15 protein-coding genes are annotated in these 12,064 nt (G+C 46.6%); 1 reads left to right on the top strand and 14 read right to left on the bottom strand.

Going from position 1 to position 12,064, the window contains the following annotated elements; all coding sequences use genetic code 11:
• Positions 1 to 66: 66 nt before the first annotated feature.
• Positions 67 to 954, bottom strand: coding sequence for a LysR family transcriptional regulator (locus tag ACWQAU_RS04570; RefSeq protein WP_079111788.1), 888 nt, complete (start codon positions 952 to 954; stop codon positions 67 to 69).
• A 126-nt stretch (positions 955 to 1,080) separates the two neighbouring features.
• Here ACWQAU_RS04570 and ACWQAU_RS04575 point away from each other — a divergent pair, with 126 nt between their 5' ends.
• Positions 1,081 to 1,806 carry a DUF554 domain-containing protein gene (locus ACWQAU_RS04575; RefSeq protein ID WP_027821424.1) on the top strand — a complete coding sequence of 242 codons (726 nt, stop codon included), beginning with the start codon at positions 1,081 to 1,083 and terminating at the stop codon, positions 1,804 to 1,806.
• A gap of 194 nt (positions 1,807 to 2,000) precedes the next feature.
• Here the strand turns inward: ACWQAU_RS04575 and ACWQAU_RS04580 are convergent, their stop codons facing one another.
• From ACWQAU_RS04580 to fabZ, 13 genes are all read right to left on the bottom strand, one after another.
• The gene (locus ACWQAU_RS04580) at positions 2,001 to 2,552 is read right to left on the bottom strand and encodes a 4'-phosphopantetheinyl transferase family protein (RefSeq protein WP_003640420.1); all 552 of its coding nucleotides are present in this window, start codon (positions 2,550 to 2,552) and stop codon (positions 2,001 to 2,003) included.
• Positions 2,552 to 3,310, bottom strand: coding sequence for an enoyl-ACP reductase FabI (gene fabI, locus ACWQAU_RS04585; protein WP_027821423.1), 759 nt, complete (start codon positions 3,308 to 3,310; stop codon positions 2,552 to 2,554). The genes ACWQAU_RS04580 and fabI overlap by 1 nt, the downstream gene beginning before the upstream one ends.
• 20 nt (positions 3,311 to 3,330) lie before the next feature.
• Positions 3,331 to 4,101, bottom strand: coding sequence for an acetyl-CoA carboxylase carboxyltransferase subunit alpha (gene accA, locus ACWQAU_RS04590; RefSeq protein ID WP_003640418.1), 771 nt, complete (start codon positions 4,099 to 4,101; stop codon positions 3,331 to 3,333).
• Positions 4,094 to 4,936: an acetyl-CoA carboxylase carboxyltransferase subunit beta gene (locus ACWQAU_RS04595; RefSeq protein ID WP_027821422.1), complete on the bottom strand. Its 843-nt coding sequence runs from the start codon at positions 4,934 to 4,936 to the stop codon at positions 4,094 to 4,096. Before ACWQAU_RS04595 ends, accA begins: the two co-directional genes overlap by 8 nt.
• Entirely contained in the window at positions 4,905 to 6,293 is a 1,389-nt protein-coding gene (locus ACWQAU_RS04600; protein ID WP_003640416.1) for an acetyl-CoA carboxylase biotin carboxylase subunit, read from the bottom strand. Before ACWQAU_RS04600 ends, ACWQAU_RS04595 begins: the two co-directional genes overlap by 32 nt.
• A 14-nt stretch (positions 6,294 to 6,307) precedes the next feature.
• The gene (locus tag ACWQAU_RS04605) at positions 6,308 to 6,721 is read right to left on the bottom strand and encodes a 3-hydroxyacyl-ACP dehydratase FabZ family protein (RefSeq protein WP_003640415.1); all 414 of its coding nucleotides are present in this window, start codon (positions 6,719 to 6,721) and stop codon (positions 6,308 to 6,310) included.
• Positions 6,721 to 7,182 carry an acetyl-CoA carboxylase biotin carboxyl carrier protein gene (locus tag ACWQAU_RS04610; RefSeq protein ID WP_003640414.1) on the bottom strand — a complete coding sequence of 154 codons (462 nt, stop codon included), beginning with the start codon at positions 7,180 to 7,182 and terminating at the stop codon, positions 6,721 to 6,723. The genes ACWQAU_RS04605 and ACWQAU_RS04610 overlap by 1 nt, the downstream gene beginning before the upstream one ends.
• Complete coding sequence (gene fabF / locus ACWQAU_RS04615) at positions 7,179 to 8,411, bottom strand: beta-ketoacyl-ACP synthase II (RefSeq protein WP_003644335.1); 1,233 nt, start codon at positions 8,409 to 8,411, stop codon at positions 7,179 to 7,181. Before fabF ends, ACWQAU_RS04610 begins: the two co-directional genes overlap by 4 nt.
• 18 nt (positions 8,412 to 8,429) lie before the next feature.
• Positions 8,430 to 9,158 carry a 3-oxoacyl-ACP reductase FabG gene (fabG, locus tag ACWQAU_RS04620; protein WP_003644334.1) on the bottom strand — a complete coding sequence of 243 codons (729 nt, stop codon included), beginning with the start codon at positions 9,156 to 9,158 and terminating at the stop codon, positions 8,430 to 8,432.
• Positions 9,145 to 10,077 (bottom strand): ACP S-malonyltransferase, encoded by a 933-nt coding sequence (locus ACWQAU_RS04625; RefSeq protein WP_011101501.1) that lies wholly within the window; start codon positions 10,075 to 10,077, stop codon positions 9,145 to 9,147. Before ACWQAU_RS04625 ends, fabG begins: the two co-directional genes overlap by 14 nt.
• 3 nt (positions 10,078 to 10,080) lie before the next feature.
• A complete protein-coding gene (gene acpP / locus ACWQAU_RS04630; protein ID WP_011101500.1) occupies positions 10,081 to 10,329 on the bottom strand; it encodes an acyl carrier protein in 249 nt (82 codons plus the stop codon).
• A gap of 56 nt (positions 10,330 to 10,385) precedes the next feature.
• A complete protein-coding gene (locus tag ACWQAU_RS04635; protein WP_011101499.1) occupies positions 10,386 to 11,372 on the bottom strand; it encodes a beta-ketoacyl-ACP synthase III in 987 nt (328 codons plus the stop codon).
• A 74-nt stretch (positions 11,373 to 11,446) separates the two neighbouring features.
• On the bottom strand, positions 11,447 to 11,890 hold the full coding sequence (gene fabZ / locus ACWQAU_RS04640; protein WP_003640408.1) for a 3-hydroxyacyl-ACP dehydratase FabZ: 444 nt from the start codon (positions 11,888 to 11,890) through the stop codon (positions 11,447 to 11,449).
• Positions 11,891 to 12,064: the final 174 nt, after the last annotated feature.

Below are 12,064 nucleotides of genomic sequence, written 5' to 3' on the forward strand. Positions count from 1 at the left end.
CTTATGTCATCGTCGGCTTTGATTCCGATTCAAGACACATCGTTAGAATGTGATCAGCCGCCACAATTAATCTGAAAGTGATTGGCTATACTTCGTCGCAAACGCCCAAAATTTAGCAACCACGGCAGCGCGATTATCTGGGCGCTTCATGAAAGCCATCTGACTGCGAATAGTAGGTGTCAGTGGAATTGCTTTAATGTTGTCAAAACCAGTGAGATCAAATGACCGCGCCATGACAACCGAGACACCATCACCCTGATTCAGCATTTCTAAAATGAGATCAATTCGTTGACCATCATAAACCATCTGTGGCGTATGCATTTTTTGAAATGCCGAAAACAACGGGTTATCTTCACCGATGGTATCTTTCAATAATAAAATTGATTCATGTGCCAGCATCGACAGACTAATCTCAGCTTGTTGCGCCAACGGATCGTCTTTCGGAACAAGGACCACAAACTGATCGGTCTCATTCAATAAAACGTCATAATTATTGGGTTGATCCCCGAAAATCCGTGTAAATACAATGTCGACATTCGTATGATCCAGTGCATGCGCTAACTGATCGACACTCGCCTCACTAAATTGTAATTTCACTTCCGGATACCGCTTCGTAAATGCCGTGATAATATGTAAAGCCTGGTATTGTGCTAAAGATGGTAGTCCCTGAACAACCAGCGACTGCGCATTATGAGCGGTATTAGCGGCCAGAACTTGTTGTAACTGACGCTCTTCGCGCAGAATTGCTTGGGCCCGTGGCAATAATTGTTGCCCAATCCGTGTTAACGTGACTTGCCGATGCGCACGTTCAAATAATTGGACCTGCCAATCGCGCTCTAAAGCCATAATGTACTTTGAAATGGTCGACTGTGACAAAAACATGCGTTCAGCACTGCGACTATAGTTCTGGGTCGTGGCAAGGTCAACAAACACTGCCAATTTCCGTGTTTCCATAATTAACCCTCTTCTAACTATTCCCATTTAGAATAGTTTACCACATATTCAGAATTGTTCTTATCCGAAACAAGCTCTAAACTAATAGCTGTTGTTTTTATCAATTAAATATTGAGGAGAGCTTGCGTGCCAATTGGAATTATTACTAACGTGTGTGCAATCTTTTTCGGGGGTATTGTCGGCGCATTGACCGGCAAACGAATGTCACAACGTTTAAAAGATGGGCTGAATATGTCCTTTGGGATCTGTTCCATGTGTATGGGGATTTACGCGATTGCACCACTAAAAAATCTAGCGGCGGTCATCTTTGCCGTTATTATCGGAACAGGTATTGGATTACTTTGTCATTTGGGAACTGCAATCAATCACGGCGCTGCCGCGATGCAACGTTTCATTTCACAGTTTGTCAAAGCACCAGCAACTTTTGAGAAACAGGCTTTTGAACAGACAATGGTCACGGTAATCGTACTATTTTGTGCCAGTGGAACTGGTATTTACGGGACTTTAACTGAAGGGATGAACGGCGACGCCACAATTTTGATTTCCAAATCGATTCTGGACTTCTTTGCTGCGGTAATTTTCGGTGCTAACTTAGGGTTAGTTGTTTCCTTAATTGCTGTTCCCCAACTAATCATCCTGACTGCTTTATTCTTAATCGCTCACCTAGTCTTTCCCTTGACCACTCCTGACATGATTCTAGATTTCAAAGCGGTCGGTGGTATTTTAATGGTTGCCAGCGGCTTTCGCATTATTGCCGTCAAGATGTTTCCGACCGCCGATATGATTCCGATGATGGTCGTTATCATGCCGATTTCATGGTTATGGATGAATTTTGTATTGCCATTATTATAGATAAATTATTGAAGGACAAATTAAAAAGCAGTTCTGAGCCCACAATTATGGCTTGCTCAGAACTGCTTTTAGTCAGCACGTAGAAGGCTTGCAATAGCAGGTCAACCCAGTCGGCCGATAATAAAATCCAGTGGCCATTGTTCACTAAACTTAAAAAAGAACGCACTAAAGTTAATACCAACAACACGCTCCAATCAGCCAACCGACAAGGGACGAGCCAAAAATCCCTCGTGAGTCGCAGGCAATTCTAACGGCGTCAACTGGTATAACTGTGTTTGATAGCACGCTAGTCCACGTTCTAAATCAAGAACCTCAACACGGCTGGGCGCATGGGTCAAACCACAGCCCACTAACTTTAATACCGCTTCTTTAGCCGTCCAAAGTTGCCACCCTAACCGATAACGATCTTGCACCGATAAAGCCTGTAATAGCTGCCATTCCGCCGATGTAAAGGCTCGCCGAATGGCAGTCACATCATATGGACGGACCTGTTCAACATCAATCCCCAGAGGTCCCGGACCAACCGCTACCATCACTAACTGGTGCGTGTGACTAACACTAACACCTAATCGGGGATGACTTGGAAAATAGGGCTGGCCCAATCGATGATAAGCTAATGGTACCGATAACACTTGCTGAATTAATTGGCGACTCACGGTTCGCTGAGTGACCCGTCGCATTTTTTTAGAAACATCGACCGGCATCTGAAGCCACTGCCGTTTAAAGACAACTTGAGTGATTGGCATTAACTTAAGTGGACCCCTTTATCCACGTATACCACGTCCCCGGTCATTCCAGTCGAGAGATCGCTTAATAAAAAGGCAGCCACGTTGCCGATCTCACGCGTTTTTACCGGTTCTCCATCAACTGTCATACTGCGAGATAATTTTAATAATTGCTGATGCTCATGAATACCCGTTACCGCCAACGTTTTGACTGCTCCGGCTGAAATTGCATTCACGCGGACTTGTTGTGGTCCAAGGTCACGTGCCAAGTAACGCACATTTGCTTCCAACGCGGCCTTAGCAACCCCCATCATATTGTAATTTGGTACGGCTCGCTCTGATCCAAAATACGTCAACGTTACGAGACTGGCTCCTGGTTTCAGCATTGGCCGAGCTGCTCGGGCAACTGCAATCAGCGAATACGCACTAATATTTTGTGCCAAATCATATCCAGCTTTCGTGGTATTCACAAAATCACCTTCTAACGTTGCTTTATCCGCATAAGCAATCGCATGGATAATCCCATCGATGGCACCATACTGTTGTTTAATGCTTGAAAATGCCCGATCAACATTGTCATCATCAGCAACATCACAGGCAATTAACGGCACATCTGGCGCAACAAACCGCTGTAAACTTTGCTTCAAACGGTCATTTTGGTAAGTCAAGATAACCTGGGCCCCCTGTGCAATTAATGCCTCGGTACACCCCCAGGCAATACTGCGCTGATTGGCCACACCCATGACCACAATGGTCTTACCCGATAAAATTCCATCCATACTTATCATTCCTCACTTATTTAAAATTGCCGATAACGGGCTTGGCGTTGCGTAACCAGTTCCGTCACCGACTTTGCTGTTAAAGCAGTTAATGTCTCGTCAATGGCCGTTTTCAGCGGTTGACAATCTGCTGCGGTTGCTACTTCAGGAATAATCCGATCAATAATTCCATCTGCCAATAATTCTGTCGGCGTCAAGCGCATTTTTTCCGCAGCTTCAGCAGCACGTTGCGATTCTTTCCATAAAATAGTGGCATAGCCTTCAGGCGATAACACCGAGTAAGTACTATTCGCCAACATCCAGACTTGATCACCACATGCTAAGGCTAATGCACCACCACTGCCACCTTCACCAACAATCAAACTCAAAAATGGTACTCGCAATTGTAATCCTGCTAACAAACAGTCAGCAATTGCTCGTCCTTGTCCCTCATATTCCGCATCGACACCCGGATAGGCACCCGGCGTGTTGATTAAGGTCACGACCGGCTGCCGTAATTGTTCTGCTTGCCGCATTAACCGCAATGCTTTTCGATAACCGCTAGGCGTCGCACAGCCAAAATGCCGAGCTTGATTCTCGGCCAAATTTTGACCCTTCTGAATACCAATAATGGTGACGGGCCGTTGAGCAATTGTTGCTAAGCCGGCGATTACAGCTGGATCATCCGCCCGTTGACGATCACCATGACAATCAAAAAAATCCTCTGTCAAGCCATCAATCAACGTTTGAATGCTAATCTTACTAGCATCCCGGGCTGCTTGAACTTGTTCGTAGGCCGTTACTTTAGACATCCTGATGACCTCCCTGAGTGATTGTTAATAATCGTTGTAGTGTTTTCCGTAAGGCTGGTCGGGGCACAATTTGATCTAACCATCCATTGGCCAATAAGGTTTCCGCCCGTTGGAAATCCGCAGGTGGTGTCTGTTGAATGGTTTGTTCAATGACTCGCCGACCCGCGAATCCAATGAGCGCTCGTGGCTCGCTCAACATAATGTCACCCTGCATCGCAAAACTAGCCGTGACACCACCAGTGGTTGGATCAGTTAAAATTGTAATATACAATAGTCCAGCTTTTCGGTGATTTGCAACCGCCGTGGACACCTTAGCCATTTGCATCAATGCACGAGCGCCTTCTTGCATACGCGCCCCGCCAGAAGCAGTAACCATCACAACGGGAAGTTTTTGGGTCGTACAAGTTTCAAATAATCGCGTAATTTTCTCACCGGTTGCCGCCCCCAAACTCCCCATCATAAATTTAGTTTCCATGACACCTAACCCAAATTGATAAGTCGCTAACGTCCCAATACCAGTCAATACGCTCTCATTCAAGTGTGAGGCTGCTTTGGCACGCTGCAACTTTTTTAAATATGCAGGGTCATCAAAACTGACGGGCGCACTTAGGTCCGCATCCCGCTCTTCAAAACTCGCCGTCAATTGTTGAACACGTTGCCAAGCAGGCAAGCGAAACCCATAATCACAACGGGGACATACCTTGAATTCACCGAGATCTTGGGTATAACAATCTTCATGACAAACTGGACAGCGCGTCAATAACGCGTCTGGAATATTATCCCGTCGAACAGCTAACTGCCGTTCAGTGGGTGCTTGAAACTTGCGCTTGGGCATCACTTAACCATCCTTTCAAAAAGTCTTGTTCGATATAAGCTGTGGTATAGGTACCACGGCCAACAGTCGAATCTGCAACTAATCCTGCTAAGAAGATCCGGTTCGTTTGAACCCCATCGATGGTCAATTCCAATAAACAACGATGCATCTTGCGACTGACCATCTTCCGATTAATACCGTGAACAATGATTTTGGCAATCATCGAGTCGTAAAACGGTGCAATCATGCTACCAGTCACCACACCAGCATCAATCCGGACTCCCAGTGTCCCCATTGGGTAGATCAACCGGGTGATTTTTCCAGGTTGCGGTCGAAAATCGTGGTATGGATCCTCCGCATTCAAGCGACACTCCATGGCAACACCATGAATTTTCACATCCGCTTGTTTAATTTTTAAAGGCATACCAGCTGCAATTTGTACTTGCGCTTTAATCAATTCAATACCCGTTACCATTTCAGTAACCGTATGTTCAACTTGCAACCGCGTATTCATTTCCAAAAAATAAAAATGATGCTGCTGATCCATTAAAAACTCATAGGTACCCGTATTTGTATAACCCAACTTTTTGGTTGCGTCAGCCACTAATTGTCCCAATTCGGTCCGTTCAGCAGTCGTGATGACCGCACATGGACTTTCCTCTAACACTTTTTGATGATTCCGTTGTAGCGAACAATCGCGCTCTGGTAGATAAATAACATGCCCCTGTTGATCGGCTAAGACCTGCACTTCGATATGCTTCGCCGGGGCAATGATTTTTTCTAAGTACAACCGATGATCATCGTATGAAGCTTGAGCTTCCTGCTGAGCGGTTCGAAAAGCCTTCGCTAAATCTTGATCATTACTAACCGCGCGAATCCCCTTACCGCCACCCCCAGCAGCGGCTTTGATCATAACTGGGTAACCTAAGGTATGGGCAGCTTGCATAGCCGCCTCAACATCCTTAAGCACCGATGGACTGCCGGGAATCACGGGTACGCCTAATCGTTGCATGGTCTGCCGGGCATTTTCTTTGTCACCCATCTGGTCAATCACCTCAGGACGCGGTCCAATAAACGTTAACTGACAATCCGCACACATTTTGGCAAATTCCGCATTCTCAGATAAAAAGCCGTAGCCTGGATGAATCGCCTGACACCCGGTCAAATTAGCAGCGCTAATAATTGCTTGCATATTCAAATATGACTGGTTGACGGGACTCGCCCCAATACAGACCGCCTCATCAGCCAGATGTACAAATAAGCTCTCCTGATCAGCCACTGAATAGACAGCGACCGCTTTAATCCCCATCTCATGAAGCGCGCGAATAACTTGGACCGCAATTTCACCACGGTTCGCGACTAAGACTTTTTTAAACAATCGCCATACCTCCTTCAGGCTTGCATTACAAAGGTTAAATCAGCACTAACAACCTCACGACCAGCACAGGTAATCACGCCATGGCCTGTTCCGATTTGACGACGCAACTTAGTTAACGTTACCATCGCTTCTAACCGGTCACCTGGGCGCACATCCGTCTTAAAATCAGCCTGCCGAATTCCGCCAAAAAAGACGTTATTACCATGATGTTCTGGCATCGATAGTAAAGCCACAACTCCCGTTTGAGCCAAAATTTCTAATAATACTGGCCGAATCATCGTTCTTCCGGTCAGTGTCTGACTCTGAAAAAACCATTCATTAATCGTGACTAATTTTTCCGCTGTTGCGCTGACACCTGGTTGGACCGCTACGATACGGTCTAATAATTGCAGCGGAAACCGTTGGGGAATTAAATCCGTAACTTCCATTAAACGGTCGTCTCCTCAATTGCAAACAATGGTTCATCAAATTCAACCATAGTTGCATTCTTAATTAAAACTTCTTTAACGATCCCACTAACTGGGCTAGGGACTTCGTTGATCATTTTCATCGCTTCGATTACACACAAGGTTTCCCCTGACTTGACACGATCACCCACCTGAACAAACGGCGCCTGTTTCGGGTCGGCAGCTAAGTAAGCCACCCCAACTAGGGGCGCCGTGACCATCGTTGTTCCCGATTGAGTCGCCACTTCAGTCGTCGGTTTGACCACTGGTACCGCGGAGTCGGTCACTGCCGGCTGTGAACGCGCTGAATTTGTCTCAGCAGTTTCAGCTTGTTTATTCAAATGCAGTTCAAAGGTTGTCGTCTTGACGTCCATGACTTGAGCGCTGGATTGATTAAACTGATTGATCAGGGCGGTCATCGCTTCCGTATCCGTCATACTCATACATTCACCCACTTCTTAAAGGCAACCACGGCATTATGGCCCCCAAAACCAAATGAATTACTCAAAGCATAGGTTGCGGCTTGATGTTGAGTTGCTGGCGTTACTAAATTGACTGGACACTCAGGATCTTGGTCCGTACAACCAATATTCGCAGGTAACTGACCCGCTTGCAGAGCACCAATCGTTGCAACAGCTTCAATTGCACCCGCAGCGCCTAATAAGTGCCCCGTCATTCCTTTAGTACTGCTGACTTGTACATCTTGACCAAACAACGCGCTAATTGCTTGAGCTTCGGCACTATCATTCGCATGTGTGGCTGTTCCATGAGCATTGATGTAATCCACATCACGCGGTTGAATGCCGGCTTCCGCAACGGCTTGTTGCATTGCACGTTTGGCACCAGCACCATCCGGTCGGGGGGCTGTCATATGATAAGCATCGCTAGTCGTTCCGTAACCCACGACTTCACCAAGAATCTGGGCGCCTCGGGCTTGGGCATGGGCCAACGTTTCTAAGACTAACGTCGCACCCCCTTCACCCATCACAAACCCATTGCGTTGACGATCAAACGGTAACGAAGCCAACGTTGGGTCAGTGGCTTTCGACAACGCAGTCAGGGACGCAAACCCTGCAATACCGATTTCGTTGACGGAAGCTTCTGAACCACCCGTGATGATCACATCTGCCTTTCCTTGACGCAAATATTCAAACGCATCGCCGATGGCATTCGTCGCCGACGCACACGCGGTCACAATCGCTTGACTGGTATTCTGTGCGTTAAATTGCATCGCGATATTACCAACAACCATGTTAATGATTGAATTAGGGACGAATAACGGTGAAACTCGTTTGGGACTCTTGTCGTGCATCTTGATCACTTGCGCTTCAATCGTCGTTAAACCACCGATACCCGAACCATAAATAACGCCTAATCGTTCTGGGTCAATATTTGCTTCATTTAGTCCGGCTTGCGCCATCGCTTCACTTGCACTGTATAGACCATAAACGGAAAATAAATCCAATCTTTTCGCTAATTTCTTTTCAATTCGTTCTTCTGGCTGAAAATCCTTAACCTCACCGGCAACTGTAATCCCAGTGGGCGTCGCGTCAAACTTCGTGATGGGCTTAATCCCAACTTGTCCCGCGAATAACCCCGTTAAAAATTCATCAACACTATTACCGAGGGGCGTCACCGCACCCATTCCAGTCACAACTACTCGTTCTGTCATTGGATAACCTCCCATATCTTATATCGTCATGCCACCGTCAACTGTTAGCACTTGTCCCGTTAAGTACGGTTGGTGCAATAAAAAGTCAATTGCTTGGGCAATTTCGTCGGGCGTCCCAAAGCGTTTGAGTGGAATATCACTTAAGGCAGCCGCCGTTACACGGTCATTCAATTGTGCCGTCATGGCCGTCGTAATCATTCCTGGGGCCACCGCATTACACCGCACTTGGCGCCGAGCCGCTTCCTTTGCCGTCGTTTTAGTTAAACCAATAATTCCAGCCTTACTAGCCGCATAGTTCGCCTGGCCGATATTGCCATGTAACCCGACCACACTAGCAACATTAACGATGGCGCCTTGTCGCTGTCGCTGCATGACTTTTAAAGCGTATTTGGTCATATTAAATGTGCCCAATAAATTTGTTTGAATCACACTCATGAAATCTTCCGCGTGTAGCCGCGTTAATAACTGATCATGGGTCACACCAGCGTTATTCACGAGTCCATCCAAGCGACCAAAATTTGTCATCACGGTCTCAATTAAATCAGCCGCCGTTTGATCATCGCTCACATCACCAACTAATTGCGTCAACCTTGGATATTCAGCCGTTAATGCTTGCCAATCGGCCGCTTCAATTTCATGATGAACGTTTAAAATAACGCTGGCCCCCTGAGCTGCCAACCGTTTGACTGTTGCCAAACCAATACCCTTAGCAGCTCCAGTGACTAAAATCACTTCATCCACGCTCACGTACCTCCTCAGTATCCTGACAATAATTCTGCCAATCTGTCACATCTTCAATTGACCAAACCCTTACCCCTGGCAATGTTTGTTTGGCAAAAGTTGCTAAACTATGCCCCGGTCCAACTTGAATAATCTCATCGACCTCATATGTCGCAATTCGTTGTAAGCAGGCCGCAAAGTGCGTTGGCGATACTAACTGTTTTACCAACGTTTCCTTGACAGTTTCCTGGCTAAAGGGGGTCACGGTCGTATTACTGATGACCGGAATTTGGGGTGCTGCAATATTAACAAATCGTAATCGTTGCGCCAACGCCTCACTCGCTGCTGCCATTAACGGCGTGTGTGAAGCCACCGCAACGTCTAATGGGACCACCCGTTTAACGCCGTGTGTTTTTAAATAGGTTCGCGCAGCTTGAATACCAGCTGCATCGCCACCAATAACAATTTGATCAGCTAGATTGTAATTAGCGGGATACGCAACCCCCACTGCTTGGGCACTTTGACAAGCGGCTGCAACCAGTGCCGGCGTTACCTTCAACGCCGCGACCATCTCCCCGGGATGCTGTAATCCCGCTCGTTGCATATATCTAGCCCGATCGGCAACTAACTTCAAGCCATCAGCAAATGGCAGGACGCCAGCTGCAATCAATGCGGCATACTCGCCAAGGCTCAATCCTGCTAACACGGTCGGACACTCATTAAGCAACGCTGTTAAAGCACGATATAACCCCATATTCATCGCTGTAATTGCAACCGGCATCCGTTGAGCATCATCGATCCAATCAGCAGTTACCCGCAGATCCCAGTCCAACACTTGATTAGCTTCGTCAATCGTGGCTTGGTACGCTGGTAACGTTTGATAAAGATCGGCCCCCATATCGGCAAACTGTTGTCCTTGACCACTGAATAAGATTGCCGTTTTCATAACTTAGTCCTCGCTAGTTTCCTGATGAGTCGCCACATAATCAACTAAATCACCAACCGTGGCTAACGCGTCATCCGTTTCGATTTCGATATCATATTCGTCTTCGATCTTATCGATCACTTCAAAAACGTCTAGACTATCAAGTGCTAAGTCTTCGGTAAAGTTCGTTGTCATCGTAATCTTGTCAGCATCCACGTCTAATTGTTCTACGATCATCTTTTTAATTTGGTCAAAAATTTCAGTTTTAGTCATTGTTGATTCCTCCAGAATTTTTAAATTAATTTTAAATGCTTGATTTCAGTTATCAATTAATACTCAATTACGGCACTACCGACGGATAACCCGCCGCCAAAACCGGTAAACACCAGCTTGTCACCACGTTGAACTTGCTTTTGGGCAACCATTTCGGCAAATAGAATCGGTTCACTGGCTGCCGCAGTATTGCCATACTGTGCAATGTTCATCGGTAATTGTTCCGTAGCTAAGTTTAATTTTTGACCAACGCTCTTAACAATACGTGCGTTGGCCTGATGAAGCACAAATGCTTTAATATCACTCGACTCGAGCCGTGCCTGCATCAACGCCTGCTCAATTGAGTGCGGCACTTGCTTAGTGGCAAAGTCATAAACCCGCCGACCATTCATCTGAAAGGCCCAGCGGTTAGAATCTGCACCATCAGTCCGTGTCGACCACGGATTCACCTGAGGTTGCTGTCCCGCCGTTAAATAATGCCCGTCAGCGCCAAACGTCGCGTAATGACCGCCCAGCCAGTGCCCAGTGGTCGTATTAGGCTTAGCAGTAATCAATAGACCACCCGCACCATCACCAAATAAAACGGCAGTGCTACGATCATGCCAGTCTACTAACCGACTCAAGGTCTCGCTACCGATTAACAAAGCGGTCTGGCCCGGTTGTAAGTATTGGTGAACCAACTGCATCCCATAAACAAAGCCCGCACAGGCAACATTGATGTCAAAGGCAATTGCTTTTTCAGCCCCAATTGCTGCCTGTACTTGAGGAGCCGTCGCCGGTGTCAAATAATCCGGTGACATGGTTGCCACGATGATCAAATCAATCGCCGTCGCCGCTAGCCGACTTTGCTGCAACAACTGCTGGGCAACTGAAACAGCTAAACTCGTCGTTGTCTCATCGGTCGCGACGTGGCGAGAACGAATTCCCGTTCGCTGCTTGATCCAATCATCAGAAGTCGCCATCAGTTGCGTTAGTTCTTGATTCGTGACTTTGGTCGTCGGCAGTGCCTTAGCACTCGCTAAAATCGAAAAATTAGTTGTCATGGTTGGTTACAATTCGGCAATACTTTTAAAAAACTTTCCCAAACGACAATCGCCGAATTGCCATTACCACCTTTCTATTTTGAATCAGTTGCACCAACGATAAAGGTTAAATCAGTTGTGCAGGCTGCCTTGTCACCGACCATCGCCTGACAACTCACCGTTCCCATGTTGGACCGTTGCTTGACCATTTGGACATGCAACTTCAAGACATCACCGGGACGGACAATTTTGCGGAACTTGGCATCCTTAATGGCGCCAAGATAAGCCGTCTTACCAGCAAACTTTTCAGATTTCAAAATCAGAATCGACGCGGCTTGCGCCAAAGCTTCAATAATCAACACGCCCGGCATGACCGGGTTACCGGGAAAGTGCCCTTGGAAAAATGACTCATTAATCGTGACATTTTTCGTCACCACGATCGATTCACCCGGATTTAATTCATCCACCCGGTCCATGAATAAAATTGGGTACCGGTTGGGGATTAATTGCATAATTTCACTTGCTTCTAACACACTCATAGTTAGTCGCTCCTTTCACGGCGTTTGGGAATGGCATTAAGTTAATCGTCCGGCCAAATCTTGTCAATTGATTTCAGCAGATTAATTTACAGTATGTTACATTTTTTAGTAGCCAAATCCCGGTAAGCTGGGCTCTAATCGAGCTTTATTTTTTTGCGAAAATTTCTTGACGAG

The sequence above is a fragment of the Lactiplantibacillus sp. 3062 genome (assembly GCF_055413545.1).

What these genes read in the sequence shown, in the direction of transcription:
- acpP (WP_011101500.1), bottom strand. Translation starts at nt 10,329, where the DNA reads ATGACTAAAACTGAAATTTTTGACCAAATTAAAAAGATGATCGTAGAA.
- accA (WP_003640418.1), bottom strand. Translation starts at nt 4,101, where the DNA reads ATGTCTAAAGTAACGGCCTACGAACAAGTTCAAGCAGCCCGGGATGCT.
- ACWQAU_RS04580 (WP_003640420.1), bottom strand. Translation starts at nt 2,552, where the DNA reads ATGCCAATCACTCAAGTTGTCTTTAAACGGCAGTGGCTTCAGATGCCG.
- ACWQAU_RS04635 (WP_011101499.1), bottom strand. Translation starts at nt 11,372, where the DNA reads ATGACAACTAATTTTTCGATTTTAGCGAGTGCTAAGGCACTGCCGACG.
- fabZ (WP_003640408.1), bottom strand. Translation starts at nt 11,890, where the DNA reads ATGAGTGTGTTAGAAGCAAGTGAAATTATGCAATTAATCCCCAACCGG.
- fabI (WP_027821423.1), bottom strand. Translation starts at nt 3,310, where the DNA reads ATGGATGGAATTTTATCGGGTAAGACCATTGTGGTCATGGGTGTGGCC.
- fabF (WP_003644335.1), bottom strand. Translation starts at nt 8,411, where the DNA reads ATGACAGAACGAGTAGTTGTGACTGGAATGGGTGCGGTGACGCCCCTC.
- ACWQAU_RS04570 (WP_079111788.1), bottom strand. Translation starts at nt 954, where the DNA reads ATGGAAACACGGAAATTGGCAGTGTTTGTTGACCTTGCCACGACCCAG.
- ACWQAU_RS04605 (WP_003640415.1), bottom strand. Translation starts at nt 6,721, where the DNA reads ATGGAAGTTACGGATTTAATTCCCCAACGGTTTCCGCTGCAATTATTA.
- ACWQAU_RS04595 (WP_027821422.1), bottom strand. Translation starts at nt 4,936, where the DNA reads ATGCCCAAGCGCAAGTTTCAAGCACCCACTGAACGGCAGTTAGCTGTT.
- ACWQAU_RS04610 (WP_003640414.1), bottom strand. Translation starts at nt 7,182, where the DNA reads ATGAGTATGACGGATACGGAAGCGATGACCGCCCTGATCAATCAGTTT.
- ACWQAU_RS04625 (WP_011101501.1), bottom strand. Translation starts at nt 10,077, where the DNA reads ATGAAAACGGCAATCTTATTCAGTGGTCAAGGACAACAGTTTGCCGAT.